This is a genomic window from Burkholderia sp. MSMB1498 (genome assembly GCF_001526245.1).
GTDB lineage: Bacteria > Pseudomonadota > Gammaproteobacteria > Burkholderiales > Burkholderiaceae > Burkholderia > Burkholderia savannae.
In genome coordinates, this window is record NZ_LOYJ01000008.1 from 1 (window position 1) to 25394 (window position 25394).

General features: G+C 68.1%; 24 protein-coding genes and 1 pseudogene. 10 read left to right on the top strand and 15 right to left on the bottom strand.

Translation table 11 applies throughout. From position 1 onward, the window contains the following. Positions 1-185: 185 nt before the first annotated feature. On the bottom strand, positions 186-473 hold the full coding sequence (locus tag WS91_RS01710) for a hypothetical protein (RefSeq protein WP_038749393.1): 288 nt from the start codon (positions 471-473) through the stop codon (positions 186-188). A gap of 320 nt (positions 474-793) precedes the next feature. Between WS91_RS01710 and WS91_RS01715 the strand changes: the two genes are divergently transcribed. Next, on the top strand, positions 794-1735 hold the full coding sequence (locus WS91_RS01715) for a TIGR00730 family Rossman fold protein (protein ID WP_038749390.1): 942 nt from the start codon (positions 794-796) through the stop codon (positions 1733-1735). 266 nt (positions 1736-2001) lie between these two features. Next, positions 2002-2283, top strand: a complete 282-nt coding sequence (locus WS91_RS01720; RefSeq protein WP_038749414.1) for a hypothetical protein — start codon at positions 2002-2004, stop codon at positions 2281-2283. A gap of 497 nt (positions 2284-2780) precedes the next feature. On the opposite strand, the gene WS91_RS01725 is transcribed toward WS91_RS01720, so the two are convergent. The 3 genes and pseudogenes from WS91_RS01725 to WS91_RS38095 all read right to left on the bottom strand — a co-directional run bounded on the left by WS91_RS01725 (position 2781) and on the right by WS91_RS38095 (position 4248). Further along, complete coding sequence (locus tag WS91_RS01725; protein WP_038749387.1) at positions 2781-3431, bottom strand: BON domain-containing protein; 651 nt, start codon at positions 3429-3431, stop codon at positions 2781-2783. A gap of 238 nt (positions 3432-3669) precedes the next feature. Further along, positions 3670-3840, bottom strand: a pseudogene (locus tag WS91_RS38090) (sulfotransferase); the annotation flags it as partial. Between the two features lie 3 nt (positions 3841-3843). Beyond that, positions 3844-4248 carry a hypothetical protein gene (locus WS91_RS38095; protein WP_059669628.1) on the bottom strand — a complete coding sequence of 135 codons (405 nt, stop codon included), beginning with the start codon at positions 4246-4248 and terminating at the stop codon, positions 3844-3846. 350 nt (positions 4249-4598) lie between these two features. Between WS91_RS38095 and WS91_RS01735 the strand changes: the two genes are divergently transcribed. After that, positions 4599-5435: a polysaccharide deacetylase family protein gene (locus tag WS91_RS01735; protein ID WP_059669629.1), complete on the top strand. Its 837-nt coding sequence runs from the start codon at positions 4599-4601 to the stop codon at positions 5433-5435. 19 nt (positions 5436-5454) lie between these two features. Here WS91_RS01735 and WS91_RS01740 read toward each other — a convergent pair whose 3' ends face one another. From WS91_RS01740 to WS91_RS01770, 7 genes are all read right to left on the bottom strand, one after another. After that, positions 5455-6942, bottom strand: a complete 1488-nt coding sequence (locus tag WS91_RS01740; RefSeq protein WP_059669630.1) for an efflux transporter outer membrane subunit — start codon at positions 6940-6942, stop codon at positions 5455-5457. Next, the gene (locus WS91_RS01745; protein WP_038749376.1) at positions 6920-8005 is read right to left on the bottom strand and encodes an HlyD family secretion protein; all 1086 of its coding nucleotides are present in this window, start codon (positions 8003-8005) and stop codon (positions 6920-6922) included. The genes WS91_RS01740 and WS91_RS01745 overlap by 23 nt, the downstream gene beginning before the upstream one ends. Then, the gene (locus tag WS91_RS01750; RefSeq protein WP_038749373.1) at positions 8002-8706 is read right to left on the bottom strand and encodes an ABC transporter ATP-binding protein; all 705 of its coding nucleotides are present in this window, start codon (positions 8704-8706) and stop codon (positions 8002-8004) included. The genes WS91_RS01745 and WS91_RS01750 overlap by 4 nt, the downstream gene beginning before the upstream one ends. Then, positions 8703-9839 (bottom strand): ABC transporter permease, encoded by a 1137-nt coding sequence (locus tag WS91_RS01755; RefSeq protein ID WP_038749370.1) that lies wholly within the window; start codon positions 9837-9839, stop codon positions 8703-8705. Before WS91_RS01755 ends, WS91_RS01750 begins: the two co-directional genes overlap by 4 nt. Continuing rightward, positions 9836-10087 (bottom strand): hypothetical protein, encoded by a 252-nt coding sequence (locus tag WS91_RS01760; protein ID WP_038749368.1) that lies wholly within the window; start codon positions 10085-10087, stop codon positions 9836-9838. Before WS91_RS01760 ends, WS91_RS01755 begins: the two co-directional genes overlap by 4 nt. 36 nt (positions 10088-10123) lie before the next feature. After that, entirely contained in the window at positions 10124-10594 is a 471-nt protein-coding gene (locus WS91_RS01765; RefSeq protein WP_038749365.1) for a universal stress protein, read from the bottom strand. Positions 10595-10808: 214 nt separating this feature from the next. Next, a complete protein-coding gene (locus tag WS91_RS01770) occupies positions 10809-11660 on the bottom strand; it encodes a TetR/AcrR family transcriptional regulator (protein ID WP_059669636.1) in 852 nt (283 codons plus the stop codon). Between the two features lie 295 nt (positions 11661-11955). Between WS91_RS01770 and WS91_RS01775 the strand changes: the two genes are divergently transcribed. Genes WS91_RS01775 through WS91_RS01790 form a run of 4 tightly spaced genes read left to right on the top strand, consistent with a single transcriptional unit; the run spans position 11956 to position 18849 of the window. Beyond that, on the top strand, positions 11956-13467 hold the full coding sequence (locus WS91_RS01775) for an efflux transporter outer membrane subunit (protein ID WP_059669631.1): 1512 nt from the start codon (positions 11956-11958) through the stop codon (positions 13465-13467). Positions 13468-13478: 11 nt separating this feature from the next. Beyond that, positions 13479-14552 carry an HlyD family secretion protein gene (locus WS91_RS01780; RefSeq protein WP_059579359.1) on the top strand — a complete coding sequence of 358 codons (1074 nt, stop codon included), beginning with the start codon at positions 13479-13481 and terminating at the stop codon, positions 14550-14552. Beyond that, positions 14549-17722: an ABC transporter ATP-binding protein/permease gene (locus WS91_RS01785; RefSeq protein ID WP_059669632.1), complete on the top strand. Its 3174-nt coding sequence runs from the start codon at positions 14549-14551 to the stop codon at positions 17720-17722. Before WS91_RS01780 ends, WS91_RS01785 begins: the two co-directional genes overlap by 4 nt. 2 nt (positions 17723-17724) lie before the next feature. Continuing rightward, complete coding sequence (locus WS91_RS01790) at positions 17725-18849, top strand: ABC transporter permease (RefSeq protein WP_059579365.1); 1125 nt, start codon at positions 17725-17727, stop codon at positions 18847-18849. 277 nt (positions 18850-19126) lie between these two features. Here the strand turns inward: WS91_RS01790 and WS91_RS01795 are convergent, their stop codons facing one another. Together WS91_RS01795 and WS91_RS01800 are read right to left on the bottom strand one after the other, a co-directional pair. Continuing rightward, positions 19127-19531, bottom strand: coding sequence for a DUF3331 domain-containing protein (locus tag WS91_RS01795; protein ID WP_226383161.1), 405 nt, complete (start codon positions 19529-19531; stop codon positions 19127-19129). 31 nt (positions 19532-19562) lie between these two features. After that, on the bottom strand, positions 19563-20855 hold the full coding sequence (locus WS91_RS01800) for an NAD(P)/FAD-dependent oxidoreductase (protein WP_059669633.1): 1293 nt from the start codon (positions 20853-20855) through the stop codon (positions 19563-19565). 139 nt (positions 20856-20994) lie between these two features. Here WS91_RS01800 and WS91_RS01805 point away from each other — a divergent pair, with 139 nt between their 5' ends. After that, positions 20995-21666, top strand: a complete 672-nt coding sequence (locus tag WS91_RS01805) for a TetR/AcrR family transcriptional regulator (RefSeq protein WP_052145105.1) — start codon at positions 20995-20997, stop codon at positions 21664-21666. Positions 21667-22264: 598 nt separating this feature from the next. Beyond that, positions 22265-22774, top strand: coding sequence for a hypothetical protein (locus WS91_RS01810; RefSeq protein ID WP_038749349.1), 510 nt, complete (start codon positions 22265-22267; stop codon positions 22772-22774). 140 nt (positions 22775-22914) lie between these two features. On the opposite strand, the gene WS91_RS01815 is transcribed toward WS91_RS01810, so the two are convergent. Together WS91_RS01815 and adhP are read right to left on the bottom strand one after the other, a co-directional pair. After that, positions 22915-23352, bottom strand: coding sequence for a hypothetical protein (locus WS91_RS01815; RefSeq protein WP_038749346.1), 438 nt, complete (start codon positions 23350-23352; stop codon positions 22915-22917). Positions 23353-23725: 373 nt separating this feature from the next. Beyond that, the gene (gene adhP, locus WS91_RS01820) at positions 23726-24751 is read right to left on the bottom strand and encodes an alcohol dehydrogenase AdhP (protein WP_038749344.1); all 1026 of its coding nucleotides are present in this window, start codon (positions 24749-24751) and stop codon (positions 23726-23728) included. Between the two features lie 117 nt (positions 24752-24868). On the opposite strand from adhP, the gene WS91_RS35370 reads away from it, so the two are divergent. After that, on the top strand, positions 24869-25357 hold the full coding sequence (locus tag WS91_RS35370) for a hypothetical protein (protein ID WP_156432261.1): 489 nt from the start codon (positions 24869-24871) through the stop codon (positions 25355-25357). The last annotated feature ends 37 nt before the right edge of the window (positions 25358-25394 follow it).

Consider the following 25394-nt stretch of genomic DNA (forward strand, 5'->3'; position numbering starts at 1 on the left):
TTCGTCGCTTCGTCGCTTCGTCGCTTCGTCGCTTCGTCGCTTCGTCGCTTCGTCGCTTCGTCGCTTCGTCGCTTCGTGAAATCGGGATTCCGATCGTCGATCGTTGCGATCACCGGCCGTCACGCGGGCCGGCCGCGCCGCCGATCCGCGCGGCTCGATTCGTCACGCCACGCGGCTCGCTCCCGTCACGCCAACGCCGTGGCGAGCCCGCGCTCCGCGGCGTCGAATGCGCTTCGGATCGCCGCCAGCGGATCGGCGCCGTTCATGTGCGGAACCGGCTTCAGCTCGTAGTCGCGCGTGATCAGATCGAGACGGACGTCGTACGTCGTGTTCGCGGTGCCGGCGCCGAGCGCCTCGATCGCGAGATGGCAGCCCGCGAGCCGCGCGCTGAATCGCTCCAGACGGATCAATTGGATGCTCGCCTCGGCTTCGAGCTGCGCTGATCCGGCAAAGCCGAAATAGGCGATCTGCATCCCAATTCCCATGATCCTTTTCTCCCCTGGCGCTCATACGGCAAAACGAAATGACGTGCCGGAGCGATAAGCATTGCGTCCATCCTCGGGGCGCTTCACTAGCATCTTCCGGTTCTTTGACGGATGCCGCTTGATATGCGTCAAGCGTGAGGCCGATACCGAGCGCGCGACTCACCTGAGAGCCCGATGCGCGGCTGCCGGGCAAGCGCGCCGCGCATGGTCACATCCGCTTTGTCGGGCCGCGTTGACCGCGATCAATCCGCGCACATCGAACCGGCTTAACGTGGGATCGACCCGACTTACCGCATCCGGACGGCGCGATGAAAAAACCGACCACACCCCGCACCAAGCGACGCGCCCCTTCCGTCGCGAACGCCGCCGCGCGCCGAGCGCCGCTGCGCCGTGTGCGCGCGGCGCCGAAGAGCCGGCTGCCGCTGCCCGCCGCCGTCGAGCGGCTCGTGTCGAGCCCGACGTACCGGCAAGCCGACGAGGATCTCGACTTCCTGCAGCGCCCCGAGATGTGCGGCGTGCGGCTGCAGCTCGATTACTGGAAGACGGAGGAAATGCTGCAGCGCGTCGGCATCAGCGATACCGTCGTCGTCTACGGCAGCACGCGGATCGTCGCGCCCGCCGTCGCGCGCGCGCGGCTTGCCGACGCGCAGCGCCAGCTCGCCGCGCGCCCGAACGATCCCGAGCGACGCCATGCGGTCAGCGTCGCGGTGCGGCTGCTCGAGCGCAGCCACTACTACGGCGTCGCGCGCGACCTCGGCCGGCTCGTCGGCAAGACCAGCCGCTCGCCCCATCCGCGCCGCCTCACGATCGTCACGGGCGGCGGCCCCGGCATCATGGAAGCGGCCAACCGCGGCGCGCACGAAGCGGGCGCGCCCAGCATCGGGCTCAACATCGCGCTGCCGCACGAGCAATTCCCGAACCCGTATGTGACGCCCGAGCTGTGCTTTCGCTTCCACTATTTCGCGATCCGCAAGCTGCACCTGCTCGAGCGCGCGAAGGCCGCCGTGTTCTTTCCGGGCGGCTACGGCACCTGCGACGAACTGTTCGAAGTGTTGACGCTGCTGCAAACCCGCAAGATCGCGCCGTTGCCCGTCGTGCTGGTCGGCCGCGCGTTCTGGCGCTCGGCGGTCGACTTCGGCTTTCTGGTCGACGAGGGCATGATCGATCCGCGCGACGCGGAGCTGTTCCGGTTCTGCGAAACCGCCGACGAGATCTGGACGGCGATCGGCGGCCCGCATCGTCCCGCGTGAGCGGCGCGGGCCGGATTCGGGTTGTCCCGCAGCCTGGTCCACCCCCGCGCGCGCGGCGCTCCGGGTTCTCCCGTAAGGCGCTTTCCTATTCGAAGAAAGCGCGCATCCGCGTTGTAGGAAAGCGCCGATAGGCCCGCCGCATTTCCTACGAGAAGCTCGGTGTGCGCTGCTTGGAGCGAATCGTTCGTCACACGATACTGTCATTGCAGACACGCATCACGCGACGAATGCAAGAACAAACGCTCCACGGGGATCAGGAGGTCGCCATGTCATACCAAGACGTCTACGCCGAATCGGGCTACCTCGCTTATGGCCGCACGGAAGCGACGCCCGCCGCCGATACGGACCGCACCGCGCGGCCGCAGCCGGCGGCGGCGAGCGCCGACCGGGCCGACGCGCTGCTTGCGCTCGCCCGCGAGGCCGGCATGCTCGTCACGCTCGACGGCCAGATCGGCCGCGAACGTTATCAGAGCGTCGCCGGCTCCGTCGCGTCGCTGATGCGCTTCGTGACCGCGCTCGAACAATCGCTGCTCGACGCAGACCGCTGACATGCTCGCCTGCGAAACGCCGGTGCGCTGCGCACGTGGCCGTTGCCGTTGCGCGCGCACGCCGCCCGCCACTGCCGCCCGCGCACGCAGCCGCCGCACCAATTCCGCGTCGCGCCGCTACGCGTCCGGCTGCCGCTAGGGCCGGTTCATCCACCCGCCTGAGCTCAAGTCTTCGTTCGCTTTCGTCTCGCGAGCCGCGCACCACCATCTCCTCTCACCGGCTCGCGAGCTTCTTTTTCCCCGCTCGACCGATTCGAATCCGCATCCCCCGCATCGGGCGGCCGTCACGCATCCCTTTCCGCCGTTTCATACGCCGCGCCGGCTTCCTTGCGTCGCCGCACGGCGCACGCGCCGCGACATGCATCGAACGGCGCGGGCGACGAGCGGCGCAGCGCGCGGCGCATTCGGCGCATTCGGCACCTGCGACACCGACGACACCTACGTTGCGCGTCACGCATGCGCGACCGCGCAATGCGCGCCGCGCCTTTCGCCCGACCTCACTCGACGACCAGGTCGTCGACCACCGCCCGCACGCCGCGCGCCGACCACGCGGCGCCGCGCGCGACTGCGCGCTCCGCATACGAGCCGACCTTGCCCGACAGCGTCACGGTGCCGTCCTTGACCGTCACGTCGATATGCTTCGCCTCGCGCTCCGCATGACGCTGCATCGCGAGCCGGATGCCGCCCGCGATCTCGTCGGCGCTCACGTCGCCGAGAACGTCGATCTCGTTCGTCACGCCGGTCACGCCGCGCATTTGCGAAATCGCACGAATCGCGACATGGCTCTGATACGCCCAGTCGACCTTGCCCGACAACGTCACCCAGCCCGATTCGACCTGCACCTGAACGGCCGCGTCATGCAGCCCGACGGTCCAGTGCAGGATCGAGCGCACGGCGTCGGCGATCTCCTCGTCGGAGCGGACGTCGCCGTGCGGCAGCCGCACCTGCACGTCGACGACCACCGCGCGCACGCCCGCGACCCGGTTCGCCGCCTTCTCGGCCGCGAGCTTTTCCGCGTAGCTGGCCGGATGGCCCGTCAGCGTGACGATGTGCCCGGCGACGTCGACATTGAAGTGTGCGACGTCGATCATCGGGTCGCCCGTCAGTTCCTCCTCGACTTCCTGCTTGATCTGCCTGTCCGTTTTCATCGCTCGCTCCACCTGAAAACACGGCGCGAATCCGCCGCTTCAGAACAGCTTTGCATACGCGCACCACGAGTTTTCTGATGCACGTCAAGTGCGATTCGGCGCTGCGCGGCCGAAGCGCCGGAGGGTCGAAGAACGCGATGCGCGCCGCGCGAGCGACGTGGCGTGCGACCGCCGCGCGTCATGCGCGCCGCGCGACGAATCGCCTTGCATGCCGGGGCGCAGGCTGCGCCGGCATTCGTCAGTCGGTTACGTCGAACGCCGCGTTCGATGCGTCGGGCGGCTCCGGCGCGCCGCCGTGCGGGCCGGCATGCGCGCGCCGCCGCAACCTGCCGCGCACCGCCTCGAGAAAATCCGCGCGATGCCGGCGCGCCGCGATATTGCGGAAATTCGACTGTGCAAGATCGCGCCACGGTTACCGCCGCCGCCGCGCATCGAAGCGTGCGGCGCGCGGGCACGACATGCCGGTGCGGATCGCATCGCCGATTGAAGCGCCCGTCGCACACGAAGCGCAGCAAGCGGCGAATGCAATCGATGGGCGCTCAATCGACATGGCGCGCCTCTGCAGCGCGCGATCGGATACGCGCGCCGCATCGCCGCCGCGTCGTCGAGCGACAGTCGCGCGGTGCGGTGCGGTGCGGTGCCGTGCCGTGCCGAGCGCGAAATCGGCCGCAACGGGCGGCTCGCCAGACCACAGCACACCCTTGAGATTCGGCTGCGTCCGCCGCGCGCGTTGCGACACTGCGCTTTCGGGTCGCGCCGCCCGCACGCGTCGAGCGTCGCGCCCGAACGGCGCATCGTTGACCTCGCCGAGCCGCACGCCCCGCGTCCGCCCCCGCAAACCCGCGCGAATTTGACGCACGTCAACAATCGTGCGCGCGGCCGCGCACCGCTTCCGCAGCACCTGCCTATAGTGGCGCCCTGCATTGGTGCGACTGCGTTGACTTGGCTCAACGCGCGCGGGCATGCGCGGCGCATCCTATTTAAAAGATGCTTCGCATGCCGTTCACGAGGCTCGCACGTAGGTTCGTCCAGCGCCGCTCGACAGAAGACCCGGCGCGCCGACATCGCGCTCCCGCGCCGAGACGAACGCTCGCGTCCCGCCTCCGATCGCAGCCTGCATGCAACCGGCGCGATGCCGGCCCCGATAACCCAGCGACGCACACCATCATGTCACCTCGTTCCCGGTTCACTTGGCGCACGGCCGTCTTCGGCCCCGGCTTGCGGCCCGTCTCGCGGATCGTCGCTACCGATGCGTCGGCCGGCGCGCCCGCCGTCGACGCGCCGCCGACCGACGTCGCCGTGCTCGTCTACCACCGCTTTTCGAACACGTCCGGCGCCGATCCGATGACGGTCGGCACCGAAACTTTCGAAACGCAGCTCGCGTACTTGCGCCGGCTCGGCTACCGGATCGTCCCGCTGCGCGACATCGTCCGCTGGTTACGCGGCGAGCGCGTCGCGCTGCCGCCGAAGTCGGTCGCGCTGACGATCGACGAAGGGCACGCGTCGATCTTCGAATGGGCGAAAACGATCGCGCTGCACGAGCGGGTGCCGATCACGCTGTTCGTCTATCCGTCGGCGGTCGGCGAAGCGCCCGGCTCGCTCACGTGGCATCAGCTGCGCGTGCTGCACAAGACCGGCTGGTTCGACGTGCAGTCGCACGCGTGGTGGCATCCCGATCTGAACGCGATGCATCGTTCGACCGTCGCATTTTGCGACGCGACGCGCGCGCAGTTCGAACAGGCGCGCGCGCGCATCGAGCGCGAGATCGGCAACACGGTCGATCTGCTCGCCTGGCCGTTCGGCGCGTTCGACGGCGAGCTCGGCGCGCTCGCGCGCGAAGCGGGCTACGTAGCGGGCTTCACGCTCGAGCCGAGCAAGATCCGTCACGACTCGCCGCTGCTTACGCTGCCGCGTTTTCTGATGGTCGAGGAATGCACGCCGCCCGTGCTGCGGCGGCTGCTCGCGAAGAGCGGCGCGCCGCGCGAGGAAGCCGCTCGGAGATGATGCGCGCGGCCCGCCGCCGTCAAGGTGTGCGCGAATCGTCCCAGCCGCCGCCGAGCGCCGCGTACAGCGCAACGGTATCTTGCAGCCGCTGCGCGCTCGCCTGCACCCACGCGAGCCGCGCCTGCCGGTATTGCTGATCGGCGGCCAGCACCTGCAAATAGCCGGCCGCGCCCGTCTCGTATTCGATCGTCACGAGCCGCAGTGCCTCGCGCGCCGCGTCCATCGCGCGCAACTGCGCATCGAGTCCCGCCGCATCGTGATCAAGTGCGCGCAACGTGTCGGCGACTTGCGCAAACGCGCTCAGCACCACCTGCCGATAGGCGGCGTTCGATTCGTCGAACGCGTCGATCGCGGCCTTGCGCTGATACCACAGCGCGCCGCCATGAAAGAGCGGCGCGGTGATCGACGCGCCGACGCTCCACGCCTTGCCGCTCGCCGCGAACAGCGACGGCAATTGCGTCGCGTTGAAACCGCCCGAGGCCGACAGCGTGACGCTCGGAAACAGCGCCGCCGTCGCAACGCCGACGTTCGCGCTCGCCGCATGCAGCGCCGCCTCGGCCTGCAGGATGTCGGGGCGGCGGCGCACGAGCCCGGACGGCACCGTCTGCGGCAGCTGCGCCGGCAACGCGATGTCCGCGAGCGACAGCGTCGGCGGCGTGCGCTCGGCCGGAAAGCGGCCCGCGAGCGTCGCGAGCAGATCGTCGGCCTGGCCGATCTTCTGCTCGAGCGCGGGCAGCGACGCGTCGAGCGACGCGCGCGCGGACTCGAGCGCGAGCACGGCCGAGTACGCGCTCGTGCCGGCGCTCACCTGCGCGCGCGTGAGACGGATCTGTTCGTCCGTCAACGCGATCAGCTCGCGCGTGACCGCGACCTCGTCCGCATACGCGGCGCGCGCGATCATCGTGTTGACGACGTTCGCCGCGAGCGTGAGGCGCGCGGCCGCGAGCGCTTGACGCTGCGCGTCGGCCTGCGCGGCGAGCCCCTCGACGTTGCGCCGTTCGCCGCCCCAGATGTCGAGCGCATAGCTGATCGTCGTCGACAGCGTGAACAGGTTGAAGATCGAAGCGGGCAGATTCGTGCCCGTGCGCAACGGCACGTTGCGCTGCCGCGACGCGCCCGCCTGCGCGTCGATCTGCGGATAGAACACGCCCGCGCCCGCCATCAGTTCGTGCTCGCTGCGTCTGAGCGTCGCCTGCGCGCCGTCCAGCGTCGGGCTGCCGGCGAACGCGTCGTCGACGGCCGCGTCGATCTCGCGCGAGCCGAACAGGCGCCACCACGCATCGGGCAACGGCGCGTCGGGCGCGAGCGTCTGCGTCGCGCCGCCCGCGGTGAAGCTCGTGCGCGCGGCGGCGTCCGGCACGTAGGCGTCGACGCGGGGCGGCCCGGGCCGAACGAAGTCGGGCCCGACCGCGCAGCCGGCGACGAGCGCCGCGCCGCCGAGCGCGATCGCCGCGAAGCGCAGCCGGCGGCGCCGTCGCGCACGGTCAATCCGACGCGATGTACACATCGACGATCTGCCCCGGAAACAGCCTCAGATCCTTGTGCGGCACGACGCGGAAGATCACGGGCAGCACGCGCACGTCGACGCGCTCGGTCCGTTGATTGGACAACTGAATCTTCGGCGTCACGTAAGGCTGCACGCGAACGAACTCGAGATCCGCCTCGGTCGGCGTGCCGCGCACCGACATGTGCGCCTTCGGCATCTTGCCGGCCGGCAGGCGGCTGATCAGGATCTCGTCGACATAGCAGCGCACCTGCAGCCGGTTCGCCGACGAGCCGAGCACGATCGCCGGCGCGTTCCCTTGCGTGTACGTGTCGTACATCCCCTGCGGCGACAGGTACGAGCCGAGCGCCGCGTTCATCGCGAGCACGACGCCGTCCGAGGGCGCGCGCAGCGTGTAGTGCGCGAGCAGCGCGCTCGACGCGTCGGCCGCCCGGCGCAGCGCGGCGACCTGCTTCTCCTGGTTGCGCACGTCGTACACCCACGCGCCCGCGCGCGTCAGCCGATACTGGCGCGTGACGACGTCGAGGTTCGCGCGCGCCACCTTCACGGCGTTCAATGCGTTGTCGAGCGCGTCGCGGCTCACTGTCTTCGGATCGATCGCGAACGCGCGCTGCTGCTTGTCGTACTGGTCCTGCGCGGTCTTCAGGCTCGCGGCGGCCGCGTCGACCTGCGCGGCGGCGACGTCGAGCGTCTCGCGGCGCGGCTGCGCCTTCAATTCGTCGAGCAACGCCTGCGCGGCGTCCGCTTGCGCGGCGAGCTGCGCGGCGGTCGCCTTCTGCACCGAATCGTCGAGCGTGAGCAGCGTGTCGCCCGCCTTCACCGCGTCGCCCTCGCGCACGAAGATCCGCGTGACCGCGCCCGTGACGTCCGGATACAGGTTGACGTTCACGCCGGAGCTCTGGTCGCTCTCGACGATGCCCGTCGCATAGACGCCGCGCGGATACGGATTCGAAGCGGGCTTGAACACGGGCGGCTGCGGCGGCTCCTGAATGCTGTAGACCCATGCGGCGGCGACGCTCACGAGAAACCCGACGATCGCGATCAGGAAGATGAGCCGATGCTTCACTGGCCGCCCCCGCTCTCGATCGCGGTGAGCTTGCCGTCCTCCATCCGCAGGATGCGGTCCGCGTAGTCGAAGATGCGGCTGTCGTGCGTGACGATCACGATGCAGCGCTTGTCGTTGAGCACCTTGTGCTTGACGAAATCGATGATCGTGCGGCCGGTGTCGCCGTCGAGCGACGCGGTCGGCTCGTCGAGGATCAGGATGTCGGGCTGGCTCACGATCGCGCGCGCGATCGCGACGCGCTGCTGCTCGCCGCCCGACAACTTCACGGGCGGCAGCGTCGCGCGGTTGCGCAGGCCGACGACGTCGAGATATTCGTGCGCCGCGTCGATCGCGAGATTCCAGTCGCGGCGCTTGAGGATCAGCGGAATCGCGACGTTCTCGGCCGTCGTCAGGCGCGGAAACAGATGGTAGTCCTGAAACACGAAGCCGATCCGGTTGAGGCGGAAATCGGCGATCGCGTCGTTGCCCTGCGCCCACAGATCGACGCCGTCGACGAACACGTTGCCCTCGTCCGGCCGCAGGATGCCGGACATCACGCTGAGCAGCGTCGTCTTGCCGCTGCCCGACGGCCCGACGATCAGCAGCATCTCGCCGAAATTCGCCTGCACCGACACGTCCGACAGCGCGCGCGTGCGCGCGTCGCCTTCGCCGAACCACTTGGTGAGGCCGCGTGCGTCGATCGCGAGCTCCGCCATGGTCATCCCCTGAAAATGTCGAACGGCTCGATCCGCAGCACGCGGCGCACGCCGAGATAGCTCGACAGCCCGGCGATCACGACGACCATGCCGAACGCGAGCGCGAGATTGCCGTACGTGATGAGCGCCGCGTAGCTCGGCAGGCGCAGCCGCGCGAAGCTGATGAGCGCGGTGCAGAGGCCGACGCCGAGGCCGTAGCCGGTGAGCGCGGTGAACGTCGCCTGGAACAGGATCATCGCGACGAGCTCGTGGTTCTTCGCGCCGATCGCCTTCAACGCGCCGAATTTTTCGAGATTCTCGAGAATGAACGTGTAGAACGTCTGGCCCGAGATCGACAGGCCGACGATGAAGCTGATCACGGTCATCAGCAGGATGTTCGTGCCGACGCCCGTCTCGTACTTGTAGAAGTCCGAGATGTGCTTCATGAATTCTTCTTTCGTGTACGCGCGATAGCCGAGCGCCGAGACCTCGCGCTTGATGTGCGCGATGTTCTGGCTGGACTTCGGCTCGACGAGAATGTACGACGTCGTGAAGCGCGTCGACGGAATGTACTGCGTCGCGCGCGCGTAGGTCGTGTAGAGCGTGGGCGTGCCGAACAGGCCGCTGCTCGCGACCTTCGCGATGCCGACGATCACGCCGCGGTTGTCGTTCAGCTCGAAGGTCGTGCCGAGCGCCGGATTCTTCAGCTTCGGGAACTCGGCGTCGTCGATCGCGATGAAGCCGTTTTCCGCGTAGATGTCCTCGATGCGGCCCGCCTTCATCGTCGGCCTGCCGAGCAGGCTCGCGTCGTCGAGGCCGATCACGGTGACGGCCTGGTAGGTGCCGTCGGCGAGCTTCACGAGCGCGCCGCCGGAATAGATCGGCACCGCGTACTTGACGCCGTCGATGCTGCGCACCGCGTCGAGCACGTAGTCGGGCATCCCGATGCTGCTCGCGATCGTCTGCACGCCCGGGTCCATCACCCACACCTTCGCGCCGACGTTGATGACGGTCGACGACGACTTGTTCAGGATTCCCGCGAACAGCGACGTCATCTCCACCATCAGGAACACGGCGAACGTGATGCCGACGATCAGCGCGCTGAACTTCGCGCTGTCGTTGACGAGCAGCTTGAACGCGAGCCTCAGTATCCCGTTCACGATGCGTCGCGCGCGGCCCCCCGGCGACGTTGGACGGGCACTGCGCGCTGCCGCGCGAACGCCGGCGCGAAGATCGGCCGGCAATACAGATCGACGAAGCCGAGCGCGCCCGCGACGATCGCGAACAGCATGAAATACGGGGCCGAGCCGTCGGCGACGAGCAGCCCGCGCACCGCGGCGATCAGGCCGACCTGCGAGGCGAACACGGCGACGGTCGATGCGATCGCGTTGCGGTCAGAATGCGTCATGTCGTTCTCCTTGTTTTCCGGGCGCGCGCGATGCGCTCACACATCCACGTGATGTTCGGCTTCCTCGCCGCGCACGAGCAGCACCGGGCAGTGCGACGCGCGCAGGAAGCGCTCGGCGACGCTGCCGAGCACGACGCGCCGCATGCCGCGGCGGCCATGCGTGCCGAGCACGACGAGATCCGCGCCGTTTTGCTTCGCGCAGCGCTCGAGCGCCTGCGCCACTTCCTCGCCGATGCCGGCGGTTTCGAACAGCTCGGCGTCGCCCTTCACCTGCGCGGCCTCGATCGCCTTCTCCGCTTCGCCGAGCGCCTTGCGGCCGTCGTCGCGGAAGCCTTCGAGGAGCGCGTTCGGATCGAAATGGCCCGCGTAGCTGAACACCACCGACTTGTCGACGACGTACACCGCATGCACGCGCCCGCCCGTCGCCTTCGCGATCTTGATCGCTTCGCCGAGGCCGCGCTTCGAGATGTCGCTGCCGTCGAGCGCCACCATGATCTTCTGGTACATAAAACCTCCTGGTTCAAGTCGATGTCGTTTCGGCGGCCCGGCGGTCCGGGGCTTTCGCATGCTTCGAGAAACCGCCTCGCGCACCGGATTGCTTCATCGTTGCGCGGAACCGTTCGGGATGCCGAAAACATGCGTTCATGATCCGGCGTTCCGTGTGCGGAAAGTTGACTTCCGTCAAGCTTCCGCCGCGCGGCGCACGGATTCGCGCATTTCGTCAGGTCAACAGTTCCTCGATGAAGCGCGCATAGTCGCGCCGCGATGCAGCAAGCTCGCGCCGGGTCGCGGGCGCGGCGCGCAGCGCCTGCCGCAGGCACGCCTGCGTGAGCGGCGCGACGAGCAAAAGCGGCGTGCGCGCGGCGATGCCGGCGCGCAGCTCGCCCGCGTCGACGCCCTGCCGCACGAGCCGGCCGACCGCCGTCGCGACCGCGTGCTCGACCTGTTTCTGCCAGCGCTCGACCGCGTGCGGCGCGCGCCTGCTCTCGGCGACGAGCAGGCGCAGCATCGCGATCACCGGCTCGCTCGTCGACCACGTGTAGAGATCGCCGGCGAGCAGATCGACGAGCGCGGCGAGCGCCGCGGGCGCTTCCGATTCGGATGAAGCCGCCCGGGCATTCGCGGTGATCGACGAGCGCGGCGCGCGGCACGCATCCGATTCGCTCGGCGCATCGTGCGCATCGACGCCGTTCGGCGCGCTCGCCGAATTCCTCGCGCGCGCGGCGCGATCCGCATTCGCCCCATTCGCCTTGCGCGCCCCCTTCGAGCGGCGTGCGGCAAGCGCCGCCTTCGACGCGCCCGGCAGCGGCGGCATCAGCGAGCGCTCGAGCAGCGCCTCGAAAATCTCGTCCTTGCTGCCGAAGTGCGTGTAGACGCCGCCCTTCGACATCCCCGCGCGCGCCGCGATGTCGTCGATCCGCGCGCCCACGAAGCCGCTCGCGGAAAACTCGGCGAGCGCCGCATCGAGGATCTGGTGGATGCGGACGTCGGCGGGCAAACGGCAGCGCGCCGACCTGGCCGGTGCCTCGTCTCGCGCCTTCGCCGCCCGCTCGTTGCCGTTCCGGTTTCGCATGGTCCGCCGCCGCTTCGCCGCCCCGCGGGCGGCCGTTCGTTGTGCCGTTTCGTTTCGCGATGCGCGACGCCCGCGCGCGGCGGACGCACCTGCATCGTGCATGGCGACATCTTAAAAACTGACCAGTCGGTATCTCACTGACTCAGATCAAGATAAGACACGGTAATCGTCGGATATAAAGGGACACGAGAGCGGCGCGCGCGGCGCATCGCTTTTCCGCGCCGCGCGACGGTGAGCGTTTTCGGGAGCGCGCGGCGTCCACGAAGAACAGTCGGCTACATCGACCACCGAGGATATGACCATGCGCAACGATGCGCGTCACGACGAACGGCATCAGCGGCGGCGCGGCATCGCGCGCCGCGTGTCGCGGCACGCCGCCGCGCTCGCGCTGTGCGCGGCCGTGTCGGGCTGCCTGTCTCTCGCGCCCGACTACGCGCGCAAGCCGCCGCCCGTGCCCACGGCCTACCCCGCCTATCCGGGCGACCCGACGGGCGCCGGCGCGCGCGCGCTCGGCCAGTTCGACTGGCGCGGCTATTTCGTCGATCCCCGGCTGCAGGCGCTCATTGAAACCGCGCTCGAGAACAACCGCGATCTGCGGATCGCGACGCGGCGCGTCGACGAGGCGCGCGCGATGTACGGAATCCGCCGCGCGGACCAGTTCCCGACGATCACGGCGAACGCCGCTTACATTCGCTTTCGCGAGCCGGGCGGCCTGCTGCTGCCGAGCCCGATCGTCGGCGAGCTGTATTCGGCGTCGCTCGGCGAAGTGCAGTGGGAAATCGACTTCTGGGGCCGCGTGCGCAACCTGAAGGCCGCCGCGCTCGACGCGTTCCTCGCGAGCGACGCGTCGCGCCGCGCGGTGACGATCAGCCTGGTCGGCCAGGTGGCCGACGCGTATCTGTCGCTGTGCGCCTACGACGAGCGCCTCGCGCTGACGAACGAGACGATCGAGAGCCGCCGCGAATCGTTGCGCATCTTCCGGCGGCGCTACGAGGAAGGCGCGATCTCGAAGCTCGATCTCACGCAATCGGAGATCCTGCTGCAGCAGGCGCAGACGCTCGGCTCGCAGCTCCAGCAGGCGCGCGACGTGCAGCAGCACGCGCTCGATCTGCTCGTCGGCGCGAGCGCGCCGACGCAAACGCCCGCGTCGCTCGACGATGCGAGCGTCGCGCCGAACCTCGCGCCCGGCCTGCCGTCCGAGCTGCTCGCGAACCGCCCCGACGTCGTCGCGGCCGAGTATCAGCTGCGCGCCGCGCACGCGAACATCGGCGCGGCGCGCGCGGCGTTCTTCCCGCGCATCGCGCTGACGAGCTCGATCGGCACCGGTAGCACGGAGCTGCACAACCTGTTCGCGTCCGGCACGACCGCGTGGAATTTCATTCCGAACCTGTCGATGCCGATCTTCGACGCCGGCCGCAACATCGGCAACCTGAAGCTCGCCAACGCGCGCCGCGACGAAGCGCTCGCGCAGTACGAGAAGACAGTCCAGACGGCGTTTCGTGACATCGCCGACGCGCTCGCCGCGCGCCACTGGCTAGCCGATCAGGTGCGCATCGCGCAGGACACGCTCGCGACGCAATCCGAGCGCGCGCGGCTCGCGAAGCTGCGCTACGACAGCGGCGCCGCGCGCTTTCTCGAAGTGCTCGACGCGCAGCGCGACTTGCTGAGCGCGCAGCAGCAGCTCGTGCAGACGCGCCGCGCGCTGCTGTCGAGCCGCGTCGCGCTGTACGCGGCGCTCGGCGGCAACCTGTCCGAGCCCGCGCGCGACGCGGCCGCGCCCTCTTCCACCGAACCCCAAGCGAAATAAGGTCCGTTGTCATGATCCAAGTCACCAGGAAGCAGATCGCCGCCGCGGCCGCCGCCGTCGTGCTCGCGCTCGGCGGTTACTACGGCTGGACGCTGTTGCGCCATCAGGGCCCCGGCGACGCCTTCGCGAACGGCAACGGCCGCATCGAGGCCACCGAAATCGACGTCGCGACGAAGCTGCCCGGCCGCATCGACGAAATCCTCGTCGACGAAGGCGATTTCGTGAAGGCCGGCCAACCGCTCGCGAGCATGCAGATCCAGGTGCTGCGCGCGCAGTACGACGAAGCGACCGCGCAGCGGCAGCGCGCGCTGAACACGGCGGCGGGCGTCGAATCGCAGGTTGCGCAGAGGAAGAGCGACAAGGCGGCCGCGCAGGCGATGGTCGTGCTGCGCGACAGCGAGCTCGACGCCGCGAAGCGCCGGCTCGCGCGTTCGGAGACGCTGTCGCGCGAGGGCGCATCGTCGATGCAGGAGCTCGACGACGATCGCGCCCGCGCCCGCAGCGCACAGGCGGCCGTGTCCGCGGCTGCCGCGCAGGTGGCCGCCGCGCAGGCCGCGATCGAGGCGACCGAGGCGCAGCTCGTCGCCGCGCATTCGGCGGTGACGGCGGCCGACGCGACCGTCGCGCGCGTGCAGGCCGACATCGACGACAGCAAGCTCGAGTCGCCGCGCGACGGCCGCGTCCAGTACCGCGTCGCGCAGCCCGGCGAAGTGCTGCCCGCGGGCGGCAAGGTGCTCAATCTGGTCGATCTGTCGGACGTCTACATGACGTTCTTCCTGCCGGAGACGGTCGTCGGCAAAGTCGCGCTCGGCGCCGACGCGCGGATCATCCTCGACGCCGCGCCGAACTACGTGATTCCCGCGACCGTGTCGTTCGTGTCGAGCACCGCGCAGTTCACGCCGAAGACCGTCGAGACCGCGAACGAGCGGCAAAAGCTGATGTTCCGCGTGAAGGCCCGGATCGATCGCGAGCTGCTGCAAAAGCACCTGAAGCTCGTGAAGACGGGGCTGCCCGGCGTCGCGTGGGTGCGCGTCGACCAGAGCAAGCCGTGGCCCGCGCAACTGATGGTCAAGGTCCCGCGGTGAGCGCGCCGAGCGTCGTTCGCTTTTCCGACGTCACCCTGCGCTACGGCAAGACCGTCGCGCTCGACGGGATCACGCTCGACGTGCCCGCCGGCCTCACGATCGGCCTGATCGGGCCGGACGGCGTCGGCAAGTCGAGCCTCCTCGCGCTCGCGTCCGGCGCGCGCGCGCTGCAAACGGGCGGCGTCCACGCGCTCGACGGCGACATGCGCTCGCGCCGCCATCGCGAACGCGTGTGCCGGCGCATCGCGTACATGCCGCAGGGGCTCGGCAAGAACCTGTATCCGACGCTCTCGGTCGAGGAAAACCTGCAATTCTTCGCGCGCCTGTTCGGCCACGATGCCGGCGAGCGCCGCCGCCGGATCGATTCGCTCACGCGGAGCACGGGCCTCTTTCCGTTCCTGTCGCGGCCGGCGGGCAAGCTCTCGGGCGGGATGAAGCAGAAGCTCGGCCTCTGCTGCGCGCTGATCCACGATCCGGATCTGCTGATCCTCGACGAGCCGACGACGGGCGTCGATCCGCTCGCGCGCGCGCAGTTCTGGGATCTGATCGCGCGGATTCGCGCGGAGCGGCCGACGATGAGCGTGATCGTCGCGACCGCGTACATGGACGAAGCGCAGCGCTTCGACTGGCTGATCGCGATGGACGCGGGCCGCGTGCTCGCGACGGGCGCGCCCGCCGAGCTGCTCGCGCGCACGAACTGCGACACGCTCGAGGCGGCGTTCATCGCGCTGCTGCCCGAGGACAAGCGGCGCGACCACAAGCCCGTGAAGATCGAGCCGCTGCGCGCCGACGCGCAGGCGGGCGCCGCGATCGAGGCGCGCGGCCTGACGATGCGCTTCGGCGATTTCACCGCGGTCGATCACGTGAGCTTCCGGATTCGCCGCGGCGAAATTTTCGGCTTCCTCGGCTCGAACGGCTGCGGCAAGTCGACGACGATGAAGATGCTCACGGGCCTGTTGCCCGCGACCGAAGGCACCGCGCAGCTGTTCGGCAAGGAAGTCGATCCGAAGGACATCAACACGCGCCGGCGCGTCGGCTACATGTCGCAGGCGTTCTCGCTCTACAGCGAGCTGACCGTGCGGCAGAACCTCGTGCTGCACGCGCGCCTGTTCGGCGTGCCGGCCGCCGGCATCGACGCGCGCATCGACGAAATGGCGCGCCGCTTCGGCCTCACCGACATCTACGACACGCTGCCCGACAGCCTGCCGCTCGGGATGCGGCAGCGGCTGTCGCTCGCGGTCGCGATGGTGCACAAGCCCGAACTGCTGATCCTCGACGAGCCGACATCGGGCGTCGATCCCGTCGCGCGCGACGGCTTCTGGCAACTGATGATCGACCTCGCGCGCCGCGACCTGGTGACGATCTTCATCTCGACGCACTTCATGAACGAAGCGCAGCGCTGCGACCGGATCTCGCTGATGCACGCGGGCCGCGTGCTCGCGAGCGATTCGCCGGCCGAGCTCGTGCGCGCGCGCGGCGCGGCGACGCTCGAGGACGCGTTCATCGGGTATCTCGTCGACGCATCGGCGGGCGAGGCGGACGGCGCCGATGCCCATGCCGAAGCGGCAGCCGCAACGGGTGCCCGGACCAACGCCGAAGCCAAAGGCATCGTAAAAGCGGACCCCGAAGCCGAAAACCTTCCCGAACGCGCAAGCGGCCGCGAACACGCAGCGGCCATCGAAGCCGGAGCGAACACCGAAGTCGACGTCGGAACCGGCGCGCGCGCCGAAGCCGCGACGGACATCGGCAACGACGCTCACGCCCGCCGTGCCGCCGCCGATACCGCCGCGCACGCCGCCGCCGATGTCGCGGCGCACGAACGCGACGAAACCGCGATCCGAACCGAGACCGAAGCGCGGGCCGCCTCACCCGCCGCTTTGCCCACCGCTTTGCCCGCCGCCTCGCCCACCGAATCGCCCACCGAATCGCCCACCGAATCGCCCGCCGAATCGACCCCGCCCGCCCGATCCAATCCGTCCGCTCGATCCGCCCCGCTCGTGGCCGCGCCGCGCTCCGCCACGCTCGCCTCCGAGCCGCCGCACCGCGCATTCAGCGCGCAGCGCGCGCTCAGCTACATGTGGCGCGAGATGCTCGAGCTGCGCCGCGATCCGGTCCGCGCGACGCTCGCGCTGATCGGCTCGCTCGTGCTGATGTGCGTGATCGGCATCGGCATCAGCCTCGACGTCGAGGATCTGACCTACGCGGTGCTCGACCGTGACCAGACCGAACTGAGCCACGACTACGCGCTGAACCTGTCCGGTTCGCGCTATTTCGTCGAACGGCCGCCGATCGCCGACTACGCGGAGCTCGATCGCCGGATGCGCACCGGCGAAGTGTCGCTCGCGATCGAGATTCCGCCGAACTTCGCGCGCGACGTCGAACGCGGCGCGCCCGTGCAGATCGGCATGTGGATCGACGGCGCGATGCCGCAGCGCGCGGAGACGATCCGCGGCTACGCAATCGGCATGCACACGATGTGGCTGTCGGACAAGGCGCAGCACCGCCTCGGCGTGACGCTCGCGCCGCGCGCGGAGATCGTCACGCGCTACCGCTACAACCCGGACGTGAAGAGCCTGCCCGCGATGATCCCCGCCGTGATGCCGCTCCTGCTGCTGATGCTGCCCGCGATGCTGACGGCGCTCGCCGTGGTCCGCGAGCGCGAGCTCGGCTCGATCCTGAACCTGTACGTGACGCCCGTCACGCGCACCGAGTTCCTGATCGGCAAGCAGGTGCCGTACGTCGTGCTCGCGATGCTGAACTTCCTGCTGATGACGGTGCTCGCGCGGCTCGCGTTCGACGTGCCGGTCAAGGGCAGCTTCATGACGCTGCTGCTCGCGGTGCTGATCTTCAACGTCGTCGCCACAGGCATCGGGCTGCTCGCGTCGACGTTCACGCGCAGCCAGGTCGCGGCGATCGTGATGACGATCATCGGCACGATGATCCCGACCGTGCAGTTCGCGGGGCTGCTCACGCCGCTGTCGTCGCTCGAAGGCACCGGGCGCTTCATCGGCCTCGTCTATCCGGCCACCTACATGCTGTCGATCAGCCGCGGCGTGTTCAACAAGGCGCTGTCGCTGTCCGATCTCTATTCGCAGTTCTGGCCGCTCGCCGCGTCGGTGCCGGTGATCCTCGGCGCGACCATACTGCTCTTGAAAAAACAGGAACGCTGATCATGCGGCGCCTCGCGATCGTCTATCGTCTCGGCATCAAGGAACTGTGGAGCCTCGTGCGCGACCCGATCCTGCTCGTGCTGATCGCCTACACGTTCACCGCATCGATCTACTCGGCCGCGACCGCGCGCCCCGACACGCTGCACATGGCGCCGATCGCGATCATCGACGAGGACGCGTCGCCGCTGTCCGCGCGGATCGCATCGGCGCTCTTCCCGCCGCAGTTCGCGCTGCCGAGGATGGTGACGCTCGCTGAAGCCGACCGCGGGATGGACGCGGGCGACTTCACGTTCGCGCTCGACATCCCGCCGAACTTCCAGCGCGACGTGCTCGCGGGCCGGCCCGCGCAGATCCAGCTGAACGTCGACGCGACGCGGATGAGCCAGGCGTTCACGGGCAACGGCTACGTGCAGCAGATCGTGAGCGGCGAGATCGACGATTTCGCGCGCCGCTACCGGAGCAGCGCGGCGCCGCCCGTCGACATCGCGATGCACATGCGCTTCAATCCGAACCTCGATCAGACATGGTTCGGCTCGCTGATGGAAGTGATCAACAACGTGACGCTGCTGTCGATGGTGCTCACGGGCGCCGCGTTGATCCGCGAGCGCGAGCACGGGACGATCGAGCACCTGCTCGTGATGCCGGTGACGCCGGGCGAGATCATGATGGCGAAGGTGTGGTCGATGGGGCTCGTCGTCGCGTGCGCGGCGGTGTTTTCGCTGACGTTCGTCGTGCGCGGCGCGCTGCATGTGCCGATCGAGGGTTCGGTCGCGCTGTTCGTCGTCGGGATGGCGATTCACCTGTTCGCGACGACGTCGATGGGCATTTTTCTCGCGACGCTCGTGCGCAGCATGCCGCAGTTCGGCATGCTGCTCGTGCTGGTGCTGCTGCCGCTGCAATTGCTGTCGGGCAGCCTGACGCCGCGCGAGAGCATGCCGTTCGCGGTGCAGAACATCATGCTCGCCGCGCCGACGACGCACTTCGTCGAGATCGGGCAAGCGATTCTCTATCGCGGCGCGGGAATCGAGACGGTTTGGCGGCCGTTTCTGATTCTGGCGGTGATCGGAACGGTGTTGTTTTTGCTGTCGTTGAAGCGGTTCAGGAAGACGATCGGGCAGATGGCTTAGGCGGGCCGGCGAACGGTCGCGGGCACGCTTCACCGCGTCAGCCCCGTTGCCCAAATCGCCCTGTTGACAAGCAGGCGCCAAACGGGCGTCCGTCAGGTCGTGCAGTCACATGATCCTCACGCGAGCGAAGTAACGGCCATCCGAACGTGTCGGGGGTGACGTCGATGTCGCACGTCCGATAGCGAGAACGCATGTCGCCGAATCTCGAAGACTCGGGGCCACGGCAGCGCCGGTGTGCGTCGCCGGCGGCATCAGCGGACAAACTCCCCCGCGAAAACTAGCAGCGTTGATCGGCGAACGCGCGGTCGACCGCAACCGCGAGCATCATGGCGGCGGCATTGGCCGGAGGCGGCTTGACCTTTGCGGGGCGAAAGATCGCATCGCCCGCGGCGACCGGCTGTCCGCTCAGCGCGCATATCCCAGATTGTTTGGCGGTGACAAGGCGCCAAACCTGCTCGCCGTACTTGCAATCTTGCGGATCGCTCCACGAGACCGTGGCGGCTCGCGGGCTGATTCGATCGAGCAGAGCGATCACAACGGCGCCGCGACCAGTCGACAGGCGGTGCTCGCCATGGGAACCGACCAGGCGCCTGACGCGAGCCGTCAGTTGGTCCGCGTGCCCGGCGTCAAGCAGGCTGACAGCGCGCTGCCATGCGGTGTCGTCCGTCACGTACTGCTCCATGCCAGTGCTCCTGTCAAAAGCGGGGCGGCCTTCAGCTCAGCCGTATCTTCGGCTGCACGAGGCCGTTGATCCGCTCCGCCGCCCATAGCAATGTGGATTTGCCGAAGCCGTGCAACGCCTGCTGATGTTGGCGATAAAGCATGGCGTGACTCAGTTGCGCGAATCGGCCCTTGATGAACCCGCCACGGAAGAAACCGAACTGCCCGAGCGTCCCGAAAGCGTTGTAGTCGCTCAGCGACACGAGCGCGCCGAAGTCGCGAAACGCAAAGTCGGGCAGCGAGCCGGAGCCTAGCCATCCCGGTATGTGCTTCGCGAGAAACTGTGCCTGTTGCGTGGCGACCTGCGCGGTTGGCGCGAGAGGCCGCTCATTGCCCACGAGCGTCAAAGTGGAGCAATCGCCGAGAACGAATATTTTGTCGTCGTCCAGCGCCTGTAGCGTCGGCCTGACGCTGATCTGGTTGGACCGATTCGCCGTGATTCCATCCAGCTTGCCCAGAAAATCAGGCGCCTTGACGCCCGCCGCCCAAACCATCAAATCGGCCGGCTGCCTGCTACCGTCGCCAAGCCGGAATCCATCCGGCTCGGCTGCGGTCACGCGCGTGCCCGTTCGTACCGTGAAGCCGATATGTCGCAGCTGCGCCTCGCTGGATTCCGATACCGCCGCTGGAAATGCCGCCAGTATGCGCGGCGCGCTTTCATAAAGCGTGAGGTTCAGGCGTGCGCGGATGCCCGGGTCGCCATAACTCGCGGCCACTTCGAGCAAGCGGCTCAGTTCCGCCGCCAACTCGACTCCGGTCGCCCCGGCGCCGACAATCGATACGCGCAACGAGCCATTCGTCACGACGCTCTGGAATACGCGAATGCGCAATGCTTCGTTGAAGATTTCAGCCTGCGCCTGACTGTCGATGAAATGGCAATGCTCGAGTACGCCCGGGGTGCCGAAATCGTTGGCACGGCTGCCCAGCGCGAGAATCAGCACGTCGTATTCGACCGTGCGCGGGCCGACGACGACTTCGCCGGATGGCGCTCTGAGTTCGGCCAGCTTCACGACGCGCGCATTGCGGTCCAGACCGTCCATTTCGCCGGGCTGGTAGTCGAACCCGTGATCGCGGGCGTGGGCGAGATAGATGACCTGCTGTTGCTGAACGTCGCGCGTGCCGGCCGCGATGGTGTGCAGCATGGGCTTCCAGATGTGCGTGGCGCTTTTGTCGATGAGCGTGACGCGAGCGCGGCCGCTGCGGCCGAGCATATCGCCCAGCCGGGTCGCAAGCAGAAGCCCGGCGATGCCCCCGCCGACGATGACGATTCGGGTGGCTTGACTCATGGCCAAATATTCTACACGTGATGAATTAACGCGATACTACGGGCTCGAGGGGCTCGTGTCAAACATGGCGCCGCGCTCACGCGCGGGAGCACACCGGTTAAACTTTCGAACTTTCCCTGAACACGATCCACCGCCGCTGATGAAACGTTCGAACGACACCGCCGCGCCCGGCACGACGATTTCCACGCCGCGCCGCACGCGCGGTCGTCCGGCCTGCAGCGACGCGGGCGGTGCCGAGGCACTGCTTCGCAGTGCGCGCGCGGCGTTCGCGAAGAGCGGCTACGAGGCGACCAGCGTGCGCGAAATTGCCCGGCTGTCGGGCGTGGACCCCGCGCTCGTCGCGCATCATTTCGGATCGAAGGAAGCATTGTGGGTCGCCGTCGTGGGCCAGATCGCCGACGAAGCCGCGCCGATGATCGCCAGCACCGCCGCGTTGCGCGCGACGCCCGGGCTAGGGCCGCGAGAGCGCGTCGAGGCGGCGGTGTCGCTCCTGATTGATCAGGTGTTTCTCACGCCGGACGTAGGCATGTTTTTTTCGACTGCCGCAACTGAAACGGGAGAGCGCCTCGATGTCCTGATTGAGCGCTTGGTGCGGCCATTTCATGACGTGTTCGTGCCGCTGCTCGTCGATGCGATCGATGCTGGCCAGGTGCCGCGGCAGGACCCCGAGATCATGTTCCTGCTGCTCGCCAACGGCATCAGCAAAACCGTCGCGTACAGCCATGCGCTGAGCCCGTTTTCGGCGTTGCCGCGGCGCCCCAAGGAATTCAAGCGCGCCGTCCTGACGTCGGCTTTAGCCGCGCTCGGCTGAACTGCCCTGCCGCGGCCGAGCACCGACGGGCACCATTTGATCGGCAGCCCGCCCGTCTCCTGCATTCGGCGTCAATGGAACGTTCGTTTATCGCGTGAGCGCACGACGGGGGGATAGGGAAGAGAGACCATCCGAGCCCCGCCCGACCTTTCCCCGATAACGAGCAGACAACGCTTGTCAAACAACGGCTTCCGTGGAGTGAGCCTTCATCGATGCCGCCTTCCGCAAACGGCGCGAGCAGCGCCGAATCATGCCCATTGGGGCCGCGATAAACATGCGGTGGAGCGGCCCTTCGGATATTGCCCTCGGGCGACCGAGTCCGGCCGACAAGCGGGCATCCAGTTCCCTACGCATCCGAGAAGCGCGTCGAACGCTTGAGCCAAGACAGCGCCTGCCCAATGGCCCGGCTTGCCTCGGCATGGCTCGGCGCATCCAACGGCCGCCCGGCGCGACGCTTGCCGAAGCCCGCGTATCACCTAGACTTCGTCATATAGGCCTCGAACAACGAGCCTATCTCGCACGCGGCTTGCCGGGCAACACGCCATCGAAGTCATGGGGTCCGACGCGGATGCCCGGGCGTCCCCTGACAGAGGTCATCATGAGACGAATCTATTTCCTGCTGCCCGACGCGGACACGGCACGGGTGATCGTCGACGAACTATTGGTCAAGCGCATCGAATGGCGGCACATCCATGTCGTCGCGAATGATCAGGTTCCGCTGGAGAATCTGCCCGAAGCGTCGATCGCGCAAAGCAGCGATCTGCTGCCCGCGCTCGCTCGTGGAACCGCTGCCGGCGGCGTCACGGGCGCGCTCGCCGGATTGGCCGCGATCGCATTTCCGCCCGCCGGCCTCACGATCGCGGGCGGCGCCGTGGTCGCGTTCGCGATCGCCGGGGCGGGATTCGGCGCGTGGGTCGGCACGATGATCGGCGTGAGCGTGCCGAACACCCGGCTCAGACACTTCGAGGACGCCGTCGAGAAAGGCGAATTGCTGATGATGATCGACGTGCACCGCGATCGCGTCGAGGAGATCGAGGCGTTGATCAAGCAGCATCATCCGGACGCCCATTTGGAAGGGACCGATCCGACTATTCCCGCGTTTCCGTGACACGACGCGTGACGCTTCGGCGACGAGCCGATAATCGCGCCGGAGCAAGCGGCGCGTGTCGGCGACAGCCGCGCCGCGGCTCGTGAGCAACGGGCGGGCGCGCGTCGCCTTTCATCGCGATCGGTACTGAATAGAACGGCCTAGCGAGAATCCGCCTGAGATGCGAAGCGCGAGAAATTCAATCGCAGAAATCGCACGACGACATACCATGCTCCCGTGAAAATCGGGGCGTCGGGTCGCGCCTCGTCAATGACGGCGCAATCGCCGTCCGCAGCCGGAAGGATGCGGTATTGCACGCCGCTTTGCGAGAAGGTCTTCGGCATGCCCTCCCATGCCCGACGAATGCCGCGCATCAGTTCCTCGAAATCCGACGGCGCGACTTCGTCCGCCGAAACTGTGGTCCACGCTTCCTCATACTGAACATGGTCCGTGTTCCGGGCATCCGGGACGACGTCGATCTCCCACCCCATCGATTTTGTGAAAGAAAGCGCGTCGCGCAATCGTTTCTCGAACGCCGCGTGACTTACCCCGTAAAACGCCAGCGTGCGCTGGTCGACATGGATTTTTATTTGGCTCATGTTTTTCTAATTGAACGTCAGCAATACCGGCGAGCAGCGCCGATTCGTCACACCCTCGTACATGACTCGAACGCCTGCCGCGCGAGCGGCCGTCGTCGCCCCGGATTGGCAAGCGGCGCATGACGCGACGCGCATCTCGATGCGCGGCCGTCACCCGATCATTCTATTTCCTTTTCTGTCGCGATTCCTGCACGATCGAATGCCCGCCAAACGCGTGCGGCCTCGATTCCCATCCTGTCTTCTCGTCCCGATGCGGCACGTGCGCGAGAAACGCCCCGGCTCGCGTCACAACCACGGCAAGACGAAACGTAAGCTCCGTGGCGATGCGCGATCCGCTCGGCGCAAGCGGCCCCGCCGCCCGCGCCCCTTTGCATCACTCGCCGGTCAACACGATCCGCCCGTCGACCTTCCCTTCCCGCAGCGCCGAGAACACGCTGTTGATGTTCTCGAGCCTGTCGCGATGGATATGCGCGCGCACGAGCCCCTCGGCCGCGAAATCGAGCGACTCCTGCAAATCGCGCCGCGTGCCGACGATCGAGCCGCGCACCGTGATCCCGTTGAGCACCGTAGAGAAGATCGGCAGCGGAAAATCGCCCGGCGGCAATCCGTTCAGCGAGATCGTCCCGCCGCGCCGCACCATCCCGAGCGCCTGCGCGAACGCGCCGCGCGACACGGCCGTCACGAGCACGCCGTGCACGCCGCCGATCTCCTTCTGGATCACCGCGGCGGGATCGTCCTTCGACGCGTCGACGACGAACGCCGCGCCCAGCTTGCGCGCGAGCTCGAGTTTCTCCGGCGCGACGTCGACCGCGACGACGTGCAGCCCCATCGCCTTCGCATACTGCACCGCGACGTGCCCGAGCCCGCCGACTCCCGAGATCGCGATCCACTGGCCGGGGCGCGTGTCGGTCACGCGAATGCCCTTGTAGACGGTCACGCCCGCGCAGAGGATCGGCGCGATCTCGTCGAACGCGACGTTGCTCGGCAGATGGCCGACGTAGTTCGGATCGGCGAGCACGTATTCCGCGTAGCTGCCGTTCACTGAATAGCCGGTGTTCTGCTGCTCGTGGCACAGCGTCTCCCAACCGGTCTGGCAATACTCGCAATGGCCGCACGCGGTGTAGAGCCAGGGCACGCCGACGCGATCGCCTTCCTTCACGTGCTTGACGCCCTCTCCGACCGCCGCGACGAAGCCGACGCCCTCGTGCCCCGGAATGAACGGCAGCGTCGGCTTGACGGGCCAGTCGCCGTCGGCCGCGTGCAGATCGGTGTGGCACACGCCCGATGCCTTGATGTTCACGAGAATCTGGCCCGGTGCCGGCGTCGGCACCGGGACTTCCTCGATGCGAAGCGGTTCGCCGAATGCGTGCACCACCGCGGCTTTCATGTATTGCGCCATCTGTCGCTCCTGGTTGGTTCGATGCCCGATCGAGTATCGATCACGCACGGCGCCGGTCATTGACGTGCGTCAACCGCGCTCGGCGCGTCGCGCGGTTCCGTTGACGATTCGCTTGCGTTGCGCGGCGCCGCGGCATGTCGGGTGCGCGCGGCGCATGAGTCGGTGCGTGAGTCGGTGCATGAGTCGGCGCGTGGGTCGGTGCGTGGGTCGGTGCATGAGTCGGTGCGTGAATCGGCGCGTGAATCGGCGCGTGAATCGGCGCGTGAATCGGCGCGTGAATCGGCGCGTGAATCGGCGCGTGAATCGGTGTGTGGGTCGGTGCGTGGGTCGCCGCATGAGTCGCCGCACAAGTCGGCTCGCGAATCGGCGCACCAATCGGCTCGCGGTTCCGCACACGATTCGCCGCTTGCGCGGCCGTTCGCCGCGGATGCGATCGATTCGCCGCACGCGCGGGTATCGAAACCGTTCGGCCGTGCGTCGCCGACGAGCGCGAGCGCGCGGCAGCACGATGCCGAGCGTGCGATCCGGCGACGATCACACCGGATACGCGCCGAGTTCGACGGCTGCGAAGCCGGCCTTGCCGAGTCGCGCGACGTCACGCCGTGAGCATTTCCGCACTCGCATCGCGCGCGTCGCCAACTCG